The organism is Streptomyces sp. cg35 (genome assembly GCF_050410835.1).
Lineage (GTDB): Bacteria > Actinomycetota > Actinomycetes > Streptomycetales > Streptomycetaceae > Streptomyces.
Genome location: NZ_CP191268.1, coordinates 6,731,018 through 6,748,070 on the forward strand (window position 1 = coordinate 6,731,018; position 17,053 = coordinate 6,748,070).

The 17,053-nt window shown below is 69.6% G+C and carries 15 protein-coding genes; 10 read left to right on the forward strand and 5 right to left on the reverse strand.

Annotated elements, in window-relative coordinates:
* Positions 1 to 127: 127 nt before the first annotated feature.
* The 6 genes from ACQUQD_RS30710 (at position 128) to ACQUQD_RS30735 (ending at position 7,284) form a co-directional block, all read left to right on the forward strand.
* Complete coding sequence (locus ACQUQD_RS30710; protein WP_428955404.1) at positions 128 to 3,046, forward strand: M14 family zinc carboxypeptidase; 2,919 nt, start codon at positions 128 to 130, stop codon at positions 3,044 to 3,046.
* A gap of 189 nt (positions 3,047 to 3,235) precedes the next feature.
* Entirely contained in the window at positions 3,236 to 4,246 is a 1,011-nt protein-coding gene (gene gap / locus ACQUQD_RS30715) for a type I glyceraldehyde-3-phosphate dehydrogenase (protein WP_428955405.1), read from the forward strand.
* Positions 4,247 to 4,361: 115 nt separating this feature from the next.
* Positions 4,362 to 5,573, forward strand: a complete 1,212-nt coding sequence (locus ACQUQD_RS30720) for a phosphoglycerate kinase (protein WP_428955406.1) — start codon at positions 4,362 to 4,364, stop codon at positions 5,571 to 5,573.
* 6 nt (positions 5,574 to 5,579) lie between these two features.
* Positions 5,580 to 6,356, forward strand: coding sequence for a triose-phosphate isomerase (tpiA, locus tag ACQUQD_RS30725; RefSeq protein ID WP_428955407.1), 777 nt, complete (start codon positions 5,580 to 5,582; stop codon positions 6,354 to 6,356).
* Between the two features lie 130 nt (positions 6,357 to 6,486).
* On the forward strand, positions 6,487 to 6,717 hold the full coding sequence (secG, locus tag ACQUQD_RS30730) for a preprotein translocase subunit SecG (RefSeq protein WP_018533286.1): 231 nt from the start codon (positions 6,487 to 6,489) through the stop codon (positions 6,715 to 6,717).
* Between the two features lie 231 nt (positions 6,718 to 6,948).
* Positions 6,949 to 7,284: an RNA polymerase-binding protein RbpA gene (locus ACQUQD_RS30735; RefSeq protein WP_003976875.1), complete on the forward strand. Its 336-nt coding sequence runs from the start codon at positions 6,949 to 6,951 to the stop codon at positions 7,282 to 7,284.
* A 58-nt stretch (positions 7,285 to 7,342) separates the two neighbouring features.
* Here ACQUQD_RS30735 and ACQUQD_RS30740 read toward each other — a convergent pair whose 3' ends face one another.
* Entirely contained in the window at positions 7,343 to 8,221 is an 879-nt protein-coding gene (locus tag ACQUQD_RS30740; protein ID WP_428955408.1) for a MurR/RpiR family transcriptional regulator, read from the reverse strand.
* An 88-nt stretch (positions 8,222 to 8,309) separates the two neighbouring features.
* On the opposite strand from ACQUQD_RS30740, the gene ACQUQD_RS30745 reads away from it, so the two are divergent.
* The 4 genes from ACQUQD_RS30745 to ACQUQD_RS30760 all read left to right on the forward strand — a co-directional run bounded on the left by ACQUQD_RS30745 (position 8,310) and on the right by ACQUQD_RS30760 (position 12,493).
* The gene (locus ACQUQD_RS30745; protein ID WP_428955409.1) at positions 8,310 to 9,311 is read left to right on the forward strand and encodes an N-acetylglucosamine kinase; all 1,002 of its coding nucleotides are present in this window, start codon (positions 8,310 to 8,312) and stop codon (positions 9,309 to 9,311) included.
* 79 nt (positions 9,312 to 9,390) lie between these two features.
* Positions 9,391 to 10,155, forward strand: coding sequence for a sugar isomerase domain-containing protein (locus ACQUQD_RS30750; RefSeq protein WP_428955411.1), 765 nt, complete (start codon positions 9,391 to 9,393; stop codon positions 10,153 to 10,155).
* A 117-nt stretch (positions 10,156 to 10,272) separates the two neighbouring features.
* Complete coding sequence (gene pgi / locus ACQUQD_RS30755) at positions 10,273 to 11,940, forward strand: glucose-6-phosphate isomerase (RefSeq protein WP_428955412.1); 1,668 nt, start codon at positions 10,273 to 10,275, stop codon at positions 11,938 to 11,940.
* Positions 11,941 to 12,010: 70 nt separating this feature from the next.
* On the forward strand, positions 12,011 to 12,493 hold the full coding sequence (locus tag ACQUQD_RS30760) for a DUF2087 domain-containing protein (RefSeq protein ID WP_428955413.1): 483 nt from the start codon (positions 12,011 to 12,013) through the stop codon (positions 12,491 to 12,493).
* Positions 12,494 to 12,537: 44 nt separating this feature from the next.
* Here ACQUQD_RS30760 and pgl read toward each other — a convergent pair whose 3' ends face one another.
* Genes pgl through tal form a run of 4 tightly spaced genes read right to left on the reverse strand, consistent with a single transcriptional unit; the run spans position 12,538 to position 17,027 of the window.
* Entirely contained in the window at positions 12,538 to 13,317 is a 780-nt protein-coding gene (pgl, locus tag ACQUQD_RS30765) for a 6-phosphogluconolactonase (protein WP_428955414.1), read from the reverse strand.
* Entirely contained in the window at positions 13,314 to 14,378 is a 1,065-nt protein-coding gene (gene opcA, locus ACQUQD_RS30770; protein WP_428955415.1) for a glucose-6-phosphate dehydrogenase assembly protein OpcA, read from the reverse strand. The genes pgl and opcA overlap by 4 nt, the downstream gene beginning before the upstream one ends.
* Positions 14,375 to 15,904, reverse strand: a complete 1,530-nt coding sequence (gene zwf / locus ACQUQD_RS30775) for a glucose-6-phosphate dehydrogenase (protein ID WP_428955416.1) — start codon at positions 15,902 to 15,904, stop codon at positions 14,375 to 14,377. Before zwf ends, opcA begins: the two co-directional genes overlap by 4 nt.
* Before the next feature lie 4 nt (positions 15,905 to 15,908).
* The gene (tal, locus tag ACQUQD_RS30780) at positions 15,909 to 17,027 is read right to left on the reverse strand and encodes a transaldolase (RefSeq protein ID WP_428955417.1); all 1,119 of its coding nucleotides are present in this window, start codon (positions 17,025 to 17,027) and stop codon (positions 15,909 to 15,911) included.
* Positions 17,028 to 17,053 lie beyond the last annotated feature (26 nt).

The window sequence follows — 17,053 nt, forward strand, 5'->3', positions numbered from 1 at the left end:
GCTTTTTGCCGTCTCTGAAGGGGACTTGATGCCCCCTTGACTTGACCATGAACTGTCATGAGTCTGGCGGCTGTTCGCTTCTGTGGCACTGCGCCACGACCGCGGCAGACAACTGCAAGGGGGGCTCATGAGACGAAGAGCGAGATCGATCCTCGCTGTCGGAGCACTTGTCCTGGGACTGGGAGGGGCGGTCCTCGCGCCCGTCGCCCAGGCGGAGAGCGGAAGTTCAGCGAGCGGCGACCCCGGCGCGGACGCCGTCAAGGTGTTCCGCGCGGACGTGTCGAAGGAACAGATACCCCTGCTCCTCCAGGCGGGCCAGGACGGCCATGAACTCGGCGAGCAGGCGCCCGTCAAGGGCACCGCGGAGGTCGAGGTCTACCTCACCGACCGGCAGGCCGAGACGCTGCGCGACCAGGGCGTGAAGCTCACCGAGCGCAAGCTGACGGCCAAGGCCGAGGCCCGCGTCGCGGCCGCGGGCGACGGTGTCTTCCGCCCGTACAGCGGCAAGGGAAATCTCCAGGAGGAGATCGTCCGCACCGGCCAGGAGCACCCCGGCCTCACCAAGGTCGTGTCCATCGGAAAGACGCTCCAGGGCCAGGACATCCTCGCGCTGAAGGTCAGCAAGGGCGCCAAGAAGACCAATGACGGCGCCAAGCCGTCGGTCCTCTACATGTCCAACCAGCACGCGCGCGAGTGGATCACCCCGGAGATGACCCGCCGCCTGATGCACCACTACGTGGACAACTACGCCAAGGACCGGCGCATCAAGAAGATCGTCGACTCCACGGAGCTGTGGTTCGTCCTCTCGGCCAATCCCGACGGCTACGACTGGACGTTCCGGTCCGACAGCAACCGCCAGTGGCGCAAGAACATGCGCGACATCAACGGTGACGGGAAGTACACCACCGGCGACGGCGTCGACCTCAACCGCAACTTCGCCTACAAGTGGGGCTACGACGACGAGGGATCGTCCCCGAGCCCCGCCAGTCAGACCTACCGCGGCGCGAGCCCGAACTCCGAGCCCGAGACCAAGGCCCTCGACGCCTTCGAGAAGCGCGTCGGCTTCGACTACGCCATCAACTACCACTCCGCCGCCGAGCTGCTGCTCTACGGAGTGGGCTGGCAGGTCGCCACGCCCACACCGGACGACGTGCTCTACAAGGCGCTCGCCGGCACCCCGGACAACTCCGCGATCCCCGGCTACCACCCGCAGGTCTCCTCCGAGCTGTACACGACGAACGGCGAGGCGGACGGCCACGCCGGCAACGTCAACGGCGTCTCGATGTTCACCCCCGAGATGAGCACCTGCCAGACCGCCTCGAACGTCGACCCGAACGACGCCTGGCGGCCCCAGGACTGCGCGTCGGTCTTCACGTTCCCGGACGACGAGAAGCTCATCCAGGACGAGTTCGCGAAGAACATCCCCTTCGCGCTGTCCGTCGCGGAGACCGCCTCCCACCCGGACCAGCCGTCGTCCTCGGTCGGCCTGGACGCGCCCGACTTCACCCCGGCCACGTTCTCGACGTCGTACGCGCGCGGCGGTGACCAGGAAGTCTCCGTGATCGCCCGTAAGTCCGTACGCGACAAGGAGCTGAACTACCGCATCAATGGCGGCCGTTCGCACGACGAGGAATTGCGCGCTTGGAAGGGAGGAGAGACCTACGGAGGCGACGACAATCTCCACTTCGACGCCTATAGGGCGAAGATCGAGGACGCCGATGTCGGCGACAAGGTAGAGGTGTGGTTCACGGGGCGTACGAAATCCGGAAAGCGCACGTCCAGCGCCCCCTTCACGTACACCGTTGCCGAACGTCCGAAGGCGGACACTCTTGTCGTCGCGGAAAACGACGCCCCAGGGCGACAGACGGCCGCCTACGTGGATGCCCTCAAGGCCGACGGTCGCAAGGCGGCCGTCTGGAACGTCGCCACGCAGGGCGTGCCCGACGCCCTCGGGGTCCTGGACCACTTCGACACGGTCGTCCACTACACGGGTGCCGACCGCCCCGGCCTCGCCACCCAGCTCACTCTGCGCGACTACCTCAACGAGGGCGGCAAGCTGATCGAGGCCGGTGAGAAGGCGGGCGGCTCCGTCGCCATCGGCGACACCACCACGAACGACTTCAGCCAGTACTACCTGGGCGCCTACTCGCGCACCGCGGCTCCGGTCGCCACCCGCTTCGACGGATCCGGCGAGCTGGCCGGGACGTCCGCGACCCTCGGCGACGCTCCCGGCAACCCGCTCGACGGCGCCGGTCTGTACGAGGCCACGTCGGCCACCCTGCCGCAGTTCGAGAGCGCCGGAGCCGGCCAGTACGAAGGCGCGGGCATGGCCGCCGCCGTGCACACGGACGACGCCTACAAGCGCCTGACCCGCACCATCGACCTCACGGGTGTCACCGCCGCGGACCGGCCGGCCCTGCGGACGCAGCTGCTGTGGGACACCGAGGCCGGCTACGACCACGTACTCCTGGAGGCTCACACGGTCGGCGCAACGGACTGGACGACTCTGCCGGACACCGCGGGTCTCACCACGAACGCCGTGCCCACCGAGTGCGAGGCCGGATTCCTGATCGAGGAGCACCCGGCCCTCGAGCGCTATCTGACGCCCGACGGTGCCGCTTGCAAGAACACCGGCACCTCCGGGGCCTGGAACAGCCTCACGGGCTCCTCGGACGACTGGAAGACCGTCACGTACGACCTGAGCGCCTACGCGGGCAGGTCCGTCGAGGTGTCGCTCAGCTATGTGTCCGACCCGGGCACCGGCGGTGAGGGTGTGCGCGCCGACAACGCGTCCGTCGTCGTCGGGGGACAGGTCACCCAGAACGAGGACTTCGAGGAGTCCCTGGGCGTCTGGCAGGTCCCGGGGCCGCCCGAGGGCAGCCCGGCCGCGGTCAAGGACTGGGCGCGCGCCGTGGACCTGTTCACGACGTACGGGGCGATCAGCACCCCGGACACCGTTCTCCTCGGATTCGGTCTGGAACATGTCACCACGGCCGCTGATCGAAATGCGCTCATCAGAAAGGCACTGCGCTCAATTAGCGACTGATCGGCTCCGAAATACCCGGGAAATCTGCGGCGGCCCGTACGTTACTGACGAGTACGGGCCGCTGTGCCCTGCATAGAGGCGCTCGATGTCACCTCAAGCCCTTATGGGGGGTAGGGTCGGAGGCGGTCGGGGACATCCCAATACATCTCGCCGGCGTCGAATCCGGCGTACCAACGAGGAGATCGGTTCGTGACGATCCGCGTAGGCATCAACGGCTTTGGCCGCATCGGTCGTAACTACTTCCGCGCGCTGCTGGAGCAGGGTGCGGACATTGAGATCGTGGCTGTCAACGACCTGGGTGACACCGCGACCACCGCGCACCTCCTGAAGTACGACACCATCCTGGGCCGCCTCAAGGCCGAGGTGTCGCACACCGAGGACACCATCACCGTCGACGGCCACACCATCAAGGTGCTGTCCGAGCGCAACCCCGCCGACATCCCGTGGGGTCAGCTGGGTGTCGACATCGTCATCGAGTCGACCGGCATCTTCACCAAGAAGGCCGACGCCGAGAAGCACATCGCCGGTGGCGCCAAGAAGGTCCTCATCTCGGCTCCGGCCAAGGGCGAGGACATCACGATCGTGATGGGCGTCAACCAGGACAAGTACGACCCGGCGAACCACCACGTCATCTCGAACGCGTCCTGCACCACCAACTGTGTGGCGCCGATGGCCAAGGTTCTCGACGAGAACTTCGGCATCGTCAAGGGCCTGATGACGACGGTCCACGCGTACACGAACGACCAGCGCATCCTGGACTTCCCGCACTCGGACCTGCGCCGCGCCCGCGCCGCCGCCGAGAACATCATCCCGACCACGACCGGTGCCGCCAAGGCCACCGCCCTGGTCCTGCCGCAGCTCAAGGGCAAGCTCGACGGCATCGCGATGCGCGTCCCGGTCCCGACCGGCTCGGCCACCGACCTGGTCGTCGACCTGCAGCGCGAGGTCACCAAGGACGAGGTCAACGCCGCGTTCAAGAAGGCCGCCGACGACGGCGCCCTCAAGGGCATCCTGTTCTACACCGAGGACCCGATCGTGTCCTCGGACATCGTCAGCGACCCGGCGTCCTGCACCTTCGACTCCTCCCTGACGATGGTTCAGGAAGGCAAGACGGTGAAGATCCTCGGCTGGTACGACAACGAGTGGGGCTACTCGAACCGCCTCGTGGACCTGACGGTCTTCGTCGGTGGTCAGCTCTAAAGTTCTAGAGCAGCAAGGCATCTCGATGTGAGCGAAGGGTCCGGACCCGCGCGACGCCGCGCGTCGGTCCGGGCCCTTCGCGCGTCAGCCTCACAGCCTCACAAGGAGCCGAGTCATGAAGACCATTGAGGAACTTCTCGCCGAAGGGGTCGACGGCAAGCGGGTGTTCGTCCGCGCCGACCTCAACGTGCCGCTGGCCGACGGCCTGATCACCGACGACGGCCGCATCCGCGCCGTCCTGCCCACCGTCAAGGCCCTGGCCGACGCGGGCGCCAAGGTGATCGTCGCCTCCCACCTGGGCCGTCCCAAGGGCGCCCCGGACCCGCAGTTCTCGCTGCTGCCCGCCGCCGAGCGCCTCGCCGAGCTGCTCGGCAAGCCGGTCGCGTTCGCCCAGGACACGGTCGGCCCCGCCGCGCACGAGGCCGTCGACGGCCTGGAGCCGGGCCAGGTCGCCGTCATCGAGAACCTGCGCTTCAACGCGGGCGAGACGAGCAAGGACGACACCGAGCGCGGCGAGTTCGCCGACCGGCTCGCGGCGCTGGCCGACGTCTACGTAGGCGACGGTTTCGGTGCCGTGCACCGCAAGCACGCCTCCGTGTACGACCTTCCGGCGCGGCTGCCGCACTACGCCGGCTTCCTCATCGCCACCGAGGTCGGCGTCCTGAAGAAGCTCACCGACGACGTCAAGCGCCCCTATGTGGTCGCGCTCGGCGGCGCCAAGGTCTCCGACAAGCTCGCCGTCATCGACCAGCTGCTCGGCAAGGCCGACCGTCTGCTCATCGGCGGCGGCATGGCGTACACGTTCCTCAAGGCCAAGGGCCACGAGGTCGGCATCTCACTCCTCCAGGAGGACCAGATCCCGGCCGTCACGGAGTACCTGGAGCGCGCCGAGAAGAACGGCGTGGAGATCGTCCTGCCGGTCGACGTCCTGGTCTCGACGGAGTTCCCCGACCTCAAGGGGAAGACCCCGGCCAACCCCAGCACGGTCGCCGCGGACGCCATCCCGGCCGACCAGGAGGGCCTGGACATCGGCCCGGAGACCCGCAAGCTGTACGCCTCGAAGCTCGCCGACGCGCAGACCGTCTTCTGGAACGGTCCGATGGGCGTCTTCGAGCACCCCGACTACGCCGAGGGCACCAAGGCGGTCGCCCAGGCCCTCCTCGACTCCCCGGGCTTCACCGTGGTGGGCGGCGGCGACTCCGCCGCGGCCGTCCGTACCCTGGGCTTCGACGAGAAGGCATTCGGCCACATCTCGACCGGCGGCGGCGCCTCCCTCGAGTACCTCGAGGGCAAGACGCTGCCCGGTCTCGCCGCACTGGAGGACTGACCCCGTATGACCACGCGTACGCCGCTGATGGCGGGCAACTGGAAGATGAACCTCAACCACCTCGAGGCCATCGCGCACGTCCAGAAGCTCGCCTTCGCCCTCGCGGACAAGGACTACGAGGCCGTCGAGGTCGCCGTCCTGCCGCCCTTCACCGACCTGCGCTCCGTCCAGACGCTGGTCGACGGCGACAAGCTCAAGATCAAGTACGGTGCCCAGGACCTCTCGGCGCACGACTCCGGCGCGTACACGGGCGAGATCTCCGGCCCGATGCTCGCCAAGCTCAAGTGCACGTACGTCGCGATCGGCCACTCCGAGCGCCGGCAGTACCACGACGAGACCGACGAGGTCGTCAACGCCAAGGTGAAGGCCGCCTACAAGCACGGCCTGACCCCGATCCTGTGCGTCGGCGAGGAGCTGGACGTGCGGGAGGCGGGCAACCACGTCACGCACACCCTCAGCCAGGTCGAGGGCGGTCTCAAGGACCTGCCCGCCGAGCAGGCCGAGACCGTCGTCGTCGCCTACGAGCCGGTGTGGGCCATCGGCACCGGCAAGGTGTGCGGAGCCGACGACGCGCAGGAGGTCTGCGCGGCCATCCGCGGCAAGCTCGCCGAGCTGTACTCCCAGGACGTCGCCGACAAGATCCGCATCCAGTACGGCGGTTCCGTGAAGTCCGGCAACGTCGCGGAGATCATGGGCAAGCCGGACATCGACGGTGCCCTCATCGGTGGCGCTTCCCTGGACACCGACGAGTTCGTCAAGATCGTTCGATTCCACGAGCAGTGATTCGCGCGTGGCGCGACCTGTGAGTATGCGCTAGCGGCGATACGTCGTACCCTTGCGGGGCCGAGGCTCTATGAAGGAGCTTCGGCCCCGTCGTCCGAATAAGTCCGAGGAAGTTGGTCCAGCCGTGGTTATGGGGTTCTCGATCGCCCTGATCGTCTTCAGCCTGCTGCTGATGCTCCTTGTGCTGATGCACAAGGGAAAGGGTGGCGGCCTCTCCGACATGTTCGGTGGCGGCATGCAGTCCTCCGTCGGTGGCTCCTCGGTCGCCGAGCGGAATCTGGACCGGATCACGATCGTCATCGGTCTGCTCTGGTTCGCGTGCATCGTCGTGCTCGGCATTCTCATGAAGATCAACAACTGATCTTCTGAAGCCGAGCCTTCGGTTCGACCCGTCACAACTGCACAGAGCTCACGTAAGGCCCCATGTCCGGTACGCGCCCAACGGCGCGGCCTATCATGGGGCTTGCGTCTAGGGGCGGGGATGTAACTCCAATCACTGGACGCGCGTTGGGCCTTACGTAGACTGAGGCGCTCCGCGGCGAAGCGAGACGCCGACACGCTTCGCGGCACCATCACGCAGGGAGTTACGACCGTGGCAAGTGGCAACGCGATCCGAGGAAGTCGGGTCGGGGCGGGGCCGATGGGTGAGGCCGAGCGCGGCGAGTCCGCACCACGCCTGCGCATCTCCTTCTGGTGCTCGAACGGGCACGAGACGCAGCCGAGCTTCGCCTCCGACGCGCAGGTGCCGGAGACCTGGGACTGTCCGCGCTGCGGCTTCCCGGCCGGGCAGGACCGGGACAATCCGCCGGACCCGCCGCGTACCGAGCCGTACAAGACGCACCTCGCGTACGTGCGGGAGCGGCGCAGCGACGCGGACGGCGAGGCGATCCTCGCCGAGGCGCTCGCGAAACTGCGGGGCGAGATCTAGGAGTTCGGAACCGGCCGGGTGCCCATGAGGGCGCCCGGCCGGTTCTGCTCCGGCGCGGTCACGAACGGCGGCGCGGACGGGCTGCGTGCTCCTCGGAGATGTGGGCCGTCAGCGCGATCGACGCGGTCGCCCGCTCGTAGGTCAGCTGCGCCACGCGCGCGTAGAGGCAGTCCAGGATCAGCAGCGCCGAATGGCGCGCGCCGAAGCTGCCGCGCCGGAAGCTCGTCTCGGCCGCCGTCCACGTCAGGTGCACCGCGGCCGCCTGGGCGACGGGGGAGCGCGGGTCACCGGTGACCGCGACGGTCGTGGCGCCGCGCTCCGCGGCCAGCCGCAGCGGACCCAGGACCTCCCGGGTGCGCCCCGAGTGCGACAGCGCCACGGCCGCGTCCGCGGGCGTCAGCAGGGCCGCCGAGGTCTCCGCGGCGTGCACCTCGGTCCAGCCGCGGGCCGGCATCCCGATGCCGAACAGCCGGGCCTCCGTCTCGCGCGCCAGGATGCCCGAGCCGCCGACGCCGTAGACATCGATGCGACGGGCCTTGGCGAGTGCCTGGGCGGCCGCTTCCAGGGCGGTGCGGTCCAGTTGGTCGCGGGTGCTGCGCAGCGCCTGGAGGTCCGCGTGCGCGACGACGGAGATCAGGTGCTCCAGGTCGTCGTCCGGGCCGATGTCGGGACCCAGGGGGCGCTCCTGGTCCCCGACGTCCCGGGTGTCCTTCTCGCCCTGCTCCTTGGCCAGTTCGAGCAGCAGCCGCTGGTAGGTCTCCAGCCCGAGGGCCTGGCAGAAGCGGGTGACGGTGGCCTGCGAGGTGCCCGTACGGCGCCCCAGGTCGGCCGCAGAGGTCTCCGCGACGGCGGCGGGGTCGGCCAGCACGTACGCGCCGACCTTGCGCAACGAGCCGCTGAGCGTGGGCAGTTCGGAGCGGATCCGGGCTGTGATCATGAGGGTCTCTCGGTCGGTGACGGCGCCGTCAGGTCGTACTGATGGTGAGGGTGTTGTCCCGGACTGAATCTATCAATCATCATGCGGTGTGCTCACTGAATCCATCGATCAATACGTCGCTCCGCTCGCCGTCGGGATCGACGCCGGAGGCACCCGGGTCCGGGCGCGCTGTGTCGACGCGGACGGCCGGCTCGTGGGCGTCGGACACGGCGGGCCCGGCAACGCGCTGAGTGTCGAACGGCCCACTCTCGTAAGGAACTTGGAGCATGCGCTGGCGGCAGCCGTGCCCGCGGCGCTGCGCGGAGCGGTCGCCGCGGTCGTCGGCGGGTTCGCCGGCGCGGGGGAGGGCGGCGGCTCGGTGCGCGGGTGCAGTGTCGCCGAGGAATGTCTGGCCGAGGCGCTGGCCCGCCTGGGGCTCGGCGCTGCGGCGCTGCGGGTCCACGGCGACGTGGAGGTGGCCTGCGCCTCCGGGCCCGGGGCTCCGGCCGACGGGCTCGTGCTCATCGCGGGGACCGGCGCGGCCGCGGCGCGGGTGGCCGGGCGGCGCACGGTGCGCGTCGTGGACGGCGACGGCTGGCTGCTCGGCGACACCGGCAGCGGCTTCTGGCTCGGGCAGCAGGCGTTGCGCGGCGCGCTGCGGGCGGTGGACGGCCGGGAGGAGTGGGGCCCGCTGGTGACGCTGGTGCTCGACCGTGTCGCGCCGGGGAGCGCCGATCCCGCGCTCGACTGGGCCGGTCGGCACCGCCTCAAGCAGACGATCGCGGGCTGGGCGTACCGGCAGCGGCCGGTCGTGCTGGCCGAGTTGAGTCCCCTCGTGGTGACCGCCGCGGAGCTCGGCGACGAGCGGGCGCGGTTCCTGCTCGACGAGGCGGCCCGGCAACTCGCGAGCTCTGTAGGCGCATTGGGGCCCGTCCCCGGCGAGTCGCTGGTCATCACGGGCGGACTCCTCGGCCCCGAGGGCCCGTTGGGGGATCGGCTGCGCGCCGCCGTGGAGCCGTGGGGGCTGCGGTGCTCGTCCGTGCCGGACGGTGTCGGCGGCGCGGTGGAACTGGCCCGGCGACTCGCCGCCGAATCGCCGGGGACGTCTTGACGCCTCTCCTCGGCTGGTTCAATCTTTCATCTCGTAAGGCATGAACTGAATCAGTGAACCAATCGAGGTGGTCGGGGTCATGACGGAACAGCGGCTCGGGGCGGACGAGTTGGCGGACCAGGTGCGCGAGCACGTCGAGCGCGCCATCGCCACCAACAAAGAGGGCGTCGCCGCGACGGCCCGGCTCATCGCGGACTGCGTCGCCGCCGACGGCGTCGTGCACGCCTTCGGCACTGGGCACTCGCAGGCCACCGCCCTGGAGATCTCGGGTCGCGCGGGCGGCCTCATCCCCACCACGCGTATCGCCCTGCACGATCTGGTCCTGCGCGGCGGCGAGGACCGCTCGGTGCTCGCCGACCCCCTCCTGGAGCGGCGCCCCGGGCTCGCCGCCCGCCTCTACGAACTGAGCACCCCGCGCCCGCAGGACCTCTTCGTGATCATCTCCAACTCGGGCGTCAACAACTCCATCGTCGACATGGCGCTCCTGGTCAAGGAGAAGGGCCACCCGCTGGTCGCCCTCACCTCGCTGGAGCACACCCGTTCCGTCCCCGCCCTGCACGCGAGCGGCAGCCGGCTCGCCGACCACGCCGACGCCGTCCTCGACAACTGCGCGCCCACCGGCGACGCGATCCTGCCGCTGCCCGACGGCGGCACGCTCTGCGGTGTCTCCACCATCACCTCGGCGCTCCTCGTGCAGATGGTCGTGGCCGAGGCCGTCGCCCTGCTGCTCGCCGAGGGCCACGAGCCGCCCGTCTACGTCTCCGCCAACCTGCCCGGCGGCTTCGAGCGCAACGGCCGCCTGGAGGACCACTACGCGGGACGCCTGCACCGCGGCGGACACTGACCCGCACGGCCGCGCGCGCATCGGACAGACTGCTCATACCGGCTGCTGATCGATTAGGTTGGACGGAGCAGCGGGGCAAGGCACGTACGCACGTACGAGAGAAAGCTGAAGTCCGAGATGAACGCGTTCGAAGCAGGCGCAGAGGGCCGCGCGCGGCTCACCCAGACGGCCGAATGGCAGGCGCTGGCCAAGCACCGGGAGCAGCTGGGCGACGTGCAGCTGCGCGAGCTGTTCGCCGCCGACCCGGCGCGCGGCTCGGGCCTGGTGCTGGAGGTCGGCGATCTCCACATCGACTACTCCAAGCACCTGATCACCGACGAGACGCTGCGTCTGCTGCGCGAGCTGGCCGCCGCGACCGACGTCTTCGGCCTGCGGGACGCCATGTTCCGCGGCGAGAAGATCAACACGACCGAGGACCGGGCCGTGCTGCACACGGCGCTGCGCGCCCCGGCCGACGCGGTGATCGAGGTCGACGGCGAGAACGTGGTGCCCGGGGTGCACGCGGTGCTCGACAAGATGGCCGCGTTCGCCGGCAAGGTCCGCTCCGGCGAGTGGACCGGCCACACCGGCAAGCGCATCAAGAACGTCGTCAACATCGGCATCGGCGGCTCCGACCTCGGCCCCGCGATGGCCTACGAGGTGCTGCGCTCCTTCACCGACCGCGATCTCACCGTCCGCTTCGTGTCGAACGTCGACGGCGCCGACCTGCACGAGGCCGTCCGCGACCTCGACCCGGCCGAGACGCTGTTCGTCATCGCCTCGAAGACCTTCACGACCATCGAGACGATCACCAACGCGACGTCCGCCCGTAACTGGCTGCTCACCGAGCTGAGGGCCGGTCAGGAAGCAGTCGCCAAGCACTTCGTGGCGCTGTCGACGAACGAGGAGAAGGTCTCCGAGTTCGGCATCGACACGGCCAACATGTTCGAGTTCTGGGACTGGGTCGGCGGACGTTACTCGTATGACTCCGCCATCGGCCTGTCCCTGATGATCGCCATCGGGCCCGACGCCTTCCGCGAGATGCTCGACGGCTTCCACCTCGTCGACGAGCACTTCCGCACCGCACCCGCCGAGTCCAACGTGCCGCTCCTGATGGGCCTGCTGGGCATCTGGTACGGCAACTTCCACGACGCCCAGTCGCACGCCGTGCTGCCGTACAGCCACTACCTGTCGAAGTTCACCGCCTACTTGCAGCAGCTCGACATGGAGTCGAACGGCAAGTACGTGCAGCGCAACGGCGAAGAGGTCGGCTGGCAGACCGGCCCCGTCGTGTGGGGCACGCCCGGCACGAACGGCCAGCACGCCTACTACCAGCTCATCCACCAGGGCACGAAGCTGATCCCGGCGGACTTCATCGGCTTCGCCGAACCCGTCGCCGATCTGCAGCCGGGGCTCGTCGCCCAGCACGATCTGCTGATGGCCAACTTCTTCGCGCAGACGCAGGCGCTCGCGTTCGGCAAGACGCCAGACGAGGTCCGCGCGGAGGGTGTGCCGCCGGAGCTGGTGCCGCACAAGACGTTCAAGGGCAACCACCCCACGACGACGATCCTCGCGAAGTCCCTGACGCCCTCCGTGCTCGGTCAGCTGGTCGCCCTCTACGAGCACAAGGTGTTCGTGCAGGGCGCCGTGTGGAACATCGACTCCTTCGACCAGTGGGGCGTCGAACTCGGCAAGGTCCTCGCCAAGCGCGTCGAGCCGGCCCTGACCGAAGGCGCGGACGTGCCGGGACTCGACGAGTCGACCAAGGCGCTCGTCGCCAAGTACCGCGAGCTGCGCGGCCGTTGAGTTAATCGGGTGCGGGGGTGCGGCCCGGCGGGTGAGACTTCAGGTCTGTGACCAGCCGGGAGGCACCCCTGTGGATCAGCTCATGTCGGCCCTCGCCGACCCCGAACGACTCAGGCTGTACGCGCGCATAGTGCTGGACGAACTGCCGCCGCGCGAGGCCGACGGCCCGACCGCGCGCAAGCACCTGGGCAAGCTCATCGCCGCGGGGCTCGTCGAGCGGCTCGACGACGGCGCGCTGCGCGCCGGGCCCGAGGTGTTCCGCCGGGCCCGGACTCCCGAGCCCAGCACGGGAGTTCCCCGCCATCTCACCGGGTTCTTCGCCCGCGGCCGGCTGACCACGATCCCGGTCCGCCCCACCGTGCGCCACGAACTCCTCGTCCACCTCACGGACACCCTCTTCGACGCCGACCGCACGTACAGCGAGCGGGAGGTCAACGCGGCGCTGCGCACCGTCCACGACGACACCGCCGCCCTGCGCCGCTACTGCGTCATCGACGGCCTGCTCGTCCGGGAGAAGGACGGCTCCGACTACCGGGTCCCGCAGCATGCGTAAGGCCCCGCGTCCTTGAGGATGCGGGGCCTTACGCATGGCGGGAGTTACGCGACGGCCGGCGGGTACAGCTCCGGCGGCAGCTGCGACGCCGCGGCGGTGTCCAGCAGCCACAGCGTGCGCGAGCGGCCGTACGCGCCCGCCGCCGGGGCCTGGACCTCGCCCGCGCCCGACAGGGCGATCGCGGCGGCCTTCGCCTTGTCCTCGCCCGCGGCGAGCAGCCACACCTCGCGCGCGGCCCGGATCGCCGGGAGCGTGAGCGTGATGCGGGTGGGCGGGGGCTTCGGGGCGCCCCGCACACCGACCACCGTGCGCTCGGTCTCGCGGACCGCCGGGAGCTCCGGGAAGAGCGACGCGACGTGCGTGTCCGGACCGACGCCGAGCATCAGGACGTCGAAGGTCGGCACGGGGCCGTGGTCCTCGGGGCCTGCCGCGGTGGCCAGTTCGGCCGCGTACACCTCGGCCGCGGCGTCCGGCTCGTACGGGCCGTCCGACGCGGGCATGGGGTGCACGCGCGCGGGGTTGAGCGGCACGCTGTCGAGGAGGGCCTCCTTCGCCTGCGTGTAGTTGCGCTCGGGGTCGCCGTCCGGCAGGAACCGCTCGTCGCCCCACCACAGGTCGAGGCGGCTCCAGTCGACCGCGTCCCGGGCGGGCGCCGCGGCGAGCGCGGCCAGCAGGCCGTTCCCGTTGCGGCCGCCCGTGAGGACGACGGAGGCGTAGCCGCGGGCGGCCTGGGCGTCGACGATCTTGGTGATCAGCCGGGCCGCGGCCGCCTGCGCCATCAGCTCCTTGTCGCGGTGGACGACGAGTTGGGGTGCTGCACTCACTTCGCTGCCGCCTTCTTGGCCGGTGTCTTCTTCGCGGGGGCCTTCTTCGCCGGTGCCTTCTTGGCTGCCGCCTTCTGGGCGGGCGCCGCCGAGACCGCCGAGGACCCTGTGTCCGGCACCGTCGTCTGGTCCGCGGGCTCACCCAGCCGGTCCACACCGAACCTCAGGGAGGCCGCATACGTGTCGTCCGGGTCGAGGCGCCGCAGCTCCTCCGCGATCAGCTCGGACGTCTCACGGCGCTTGAGCGCGACCGCGCGGTCCGGCTGGCCCTGGATGGAGAGCGTGGCCAGGGTGCCGTCGGCCCGGTCGAGGACGATCGGACCGCAGGTGGACTCCAGGCGGACGCCGGTCAGCCCAGGACCCGCCGAGAGCGTGCGCCGCACCGGCACGTCGAGCCGGTCCGCGAGCCACATCGCCAGCAGCTCGCAGCTCGGGTTGAACTCCTCGCCCTCGACCTCGACCGACGTGACGTCGCACGTCACCTGGTCCAGAGCGGCCGCCAGCATGGAGCGCCACGGCGTGATCCGGGTCCAGGACAGGTCCGTGTCGCCGGGGGAGTAGGACGCCGCGCGGGCCTCCAGCTCGTGCACCGGCTGCTCGGCCGCGTACGTGTCCGTGACACGGCGCTGGGCGAGCGCGCCCAGCGGGTCGTTCGCCGGGTCCAGCGGCGCGTCCACGGGCCACCAGACGACCGTCGGGGCGTCCGGCAGCAGCAGCGGCAGGACGACCGACTGGGCGTGGTTGACGACCTCGCCGTACAGGCGCAGGACGACGGTCTCGCCGGTGCCCGCCTCGGCGCCGACCCGTACCTCGGCGTCGAGCCGCGACTTGGTGCGGTCACGCGGGGAGCGGGAGACGCGCTTGATGACGACCAGCGTGCGCGAGGGGTGCTCGCGCGACGCGTCGTTGGCCGCTCTCAGGGCGTCGTAGGCGTTCTCCTCGTCGGTGACGATGACGAGGGTGAGCACCATGCCGACGGCGGGGGTGCCGATGGCGCGGCGGCCCTTGACGAGCGCTTTGTTGATCTTGCTGGACGTGGTGTCCGTGAGGTCGATCTTCATGGGCGACGCCAGCTCCGTCCGTCTCGTGCGAGCATTTCGTCCGCCTCGGCGGGCCCCCACGTGCCGGACGGGTACTGCGCGGGCTTGCCGTGCGTGTCCCAGTAGTCCTCGATCGGGTCGAGGATGTTCCAGGACAGCTCGACCTCCTCCGTGCGCGGGAAGAGGTTCGAGTCGCCCAGCAGGACGTCCAGGATGAGCCGTTCGTACGCCTCCGGACTCGACTCGGTGAAGGACTCGCCGTACGCGAAGTCCATCGACACGTCCCGGATCTCCATCGACGTGCCCGGCACCTTCGAGCCGAAGCGGACCGTGATGCCCTCGTCCGGCTGGACGCGGATCACGATCGCGTTCTGGCCCAGCTCCTCCGTCGCCGTGTGGTCGAAGGGGGAGTGCGGGGCGCGCTGGAAGACGACGGCGATCTCGGTGACGCGTCGCCCCAGCCGCTTGCCCGTACGCAGGTAGAAGGGCACCCCCGCCCAACGGCGGTTGTCCACCTCCAGCTTGATGGCCGCGTACGTGTCGGTCTTCGACTTGGGGTCGATGCCGTCTTCCTGGAGGTAGCCGACGGCCTTCTCGCCGCCCTGCCACCCGGCCGCGTACTGGCCGCGCACGGTGTCCTTGCCGAGGTCCTTCGGCAGCTTGATCGCGCCGAGCACCTTGGCCTTCTCGGCGACCAGCGCGTCCGCGTCGAAGGAGGCGGGCTCCTCCATGGCGGTCAGCGCCATCAGCTGGAGCAGGTGGTTCTGGATGACGTCGCGGGCGGCGCCGATGCCGTCGTAGTAGCCGGCACGGCCGCCGATGCCGATGTCCTCGGCCATCGTGATCTGCACGTGGTCGACGTACGACCGGTTCCAGATCGGCTCGAACATCTGGTTCGCGAAACGCAGCGCCAGAATGTTCTGGACCGTCTCCTTGCCGAGGTAGTGGTCGATCCGGAACACCTGGTCCGGGTCGAACACCTCGTGCACGATCGCGTTCAGCTCCTTGGCCGACGCGAGGTCGTGGCCGAAGGGCTTCTCGATGACGGCGCGCCGCCACGAGCCCTCCGGGGCGTCCGCCAGGCCGTGCTTCTTCAGCTGCTGCACGACCTGCGGGAAGAACTTGGGGGGTACGGAGAGGTAGAACGCGAAGTTCCCGCCCGTCCCCTGCGACTTGTCGAGGTCCTGGATCGTGGACTTCAGGGTCTCGAAGGCCTCGTCGTCGTCGAAGTTGCCCTGGACGAAGCGCATGCCCTGGATGAGCTGCTGCCAGACCTCTTCACGGAACGGCGTCCGCGCGTGCTGCTTGACCGCGTCGTGCACCTCCTGCGCGAAGTCCTCGTCCTGCCACTCGCGGCGGGCGAACCCGATCAGCGAGAAACCCGGGGGCAGCAGGCCCCGGTTGGCGAGGTCGTACACGGCAGGCATCAGCTTTTTACGTGACAAATCGCCCGTAACGCCGAAGATCACCAGACCCGACGGCCCCGCGATGCGCGGGAGCCGTCGGTCTGCGGCGTCACGGAGCGGGTTGGCTCCGTGTGCGGTCAAGGTTTCAGCCCTCCGAGGGGGCGAGGCGCTTGAGCTCCGCCTCGGTCGACTTGAGCAGGTCGTTCCAGGACGCCTCGAACTTCTCGACGCCCTCGTCCTCGAGCAGCTGCACGACCTCGTCGTACGAGATCCCCAGCTTCTCGACGGCCTCGATCTCCGCGCGGGCCTGGTCGTACGTGCCCGCGATGGTGTTGCCGGTGACCGCGCCGTGCTCGGCCTCGGCGTCCAGGGTGGCCTCCGGCATGGTGTTCACCGTGCCCGGGGCGACCAGGTCGTCGACGTAGAGGGTCGGCTTGTAGGCCGGGTCCTTCACGCCGGTCGAGGCCCACAGCGGACGCTGCTTGTTGGCCTGCGCCTTGTCGAGCGCGGCCCAGCGGTCGGAGGAGAAGACCTCCTCGAACGCCTCGTACGCCAGCCGGGCGTTGGCGACGGCGGCCTTGCCGCGCGCGGCCTTGGCCTCGTCCGTGCCCAGGGCGTCGAGCCGCTTGTCGATCTCGGTGTCCACACGGGACACGAAGAAGGACGCGACCGAGTGGATCTTGGACAGGTCCAGGCCGGCGGCCTTGGCCTTCTCCAGACCGGCGAGGTAGGCGTCCATGACCTCGCGGTAGCGCTCCAGCGAGAAGATCAGCGTGACGTTGACGCTGATGCCCTTGCCGATGACCTCGGTGATCGCGGGCAGGCCCGCCTTCGTCGCCGGGATCTTGATGAGCGTGTTCGGGCGGTCCACGAGCCAGGCCAGCTGCTTGGCCTCGGCGACCGTGGCCGCCGTGTTGTGGGCCAGGCGCGGGTCGACCTCGATCGACACGCGGCCGTCCTGGCCACCGGTCGAGTCGAAGACCGGACGCAGGATGTCGGCGGCGTCCCGGACGTCCGCCGTCGTGATCATGCGGATGGCCTCTTCGACGGTGACCTTGCGGGCGGCGAGGTCGGCGACCTGCTGCTCGTACCCGTCACCGCTGGAGATCGCCTTCTGGAAGATCGACGGGTTGGTGGTGACGCCCACGACGTGCTGCTGGTCGATCAGTTCGGCGAGGTTGCCGGACGTGATCCGCTTGCGCGACAGGTCGTCCAGCCAGATCGCGACGCCCTCCTCGGAGAGGCGCTTCAGTGCGTCTGTCATGGAAATTGCATCTCCTACGTGTCGTG

Bases quoted from the DNA above. Each gene is read 5' to 3' on its own strand.
- ACQUQD_RS30750 (WP_428955411.1), top strand. From the start codon at position 9,391: ATGACGGAACAGCGGCTCGGGGCGGACGAGTTGGCGGACCAGGTGCGC.
- secG (WP_018533286.1), top strand. From the start codon at position 6,487: ATGGGGTTCTCGATCGCCCTGATCGTCTTCAGCCTGCTGCTGATGCTC.
- opcA (WP_428955415.1), bottom strand. From the start codon at position 14,378: ATGAAGATCGACCTCACGGACACCACGTCCAGCAAGATCAACAAAGCG.
- tal (WP_428955417.1), bottom strand. From the start codon at position 17,027: ATGACAGACGCACTGAAGCGCCTCTCCGAGGAGGGCGTCGCGATCTGG.
- tpiA (WP_428955407.1), top strand. From the start codon at position 5,580: ATGACCACGCGTACGCCGCTGATGGCGGGCAACTGGAAGATGAACCTC.
- ACQUQD_RS30740 (WP_428955408.1), bottom strand. From the start codon at position 8,221: ATGATCACAGCCCGGATCCGCTCCGAACTGCCCACGCTCAGCGGCTCG.
- ACQUQD_RS30720 (WP_428955406.1), top strand. From the start codon at position 4,362: ATGAAGACCATTGAGGAACTTCTCGCCGAAGGGGTCGACGGCAAGCGG.
- ACQUQD_RS30710 (WP_428955404.1), top strand. From the start codon at position 128: ATGAGACGAAGAGCGAGATCGATCCTCGCTGTCGGAGCACTTGTCCTG.
- pgi (WP_428955412.1), top strand. From the start codon at position 10,273: ATGAACGCGTTCGAAGCAGGCGCAGAGGGCCGCGCGCGGCTCACCCAG.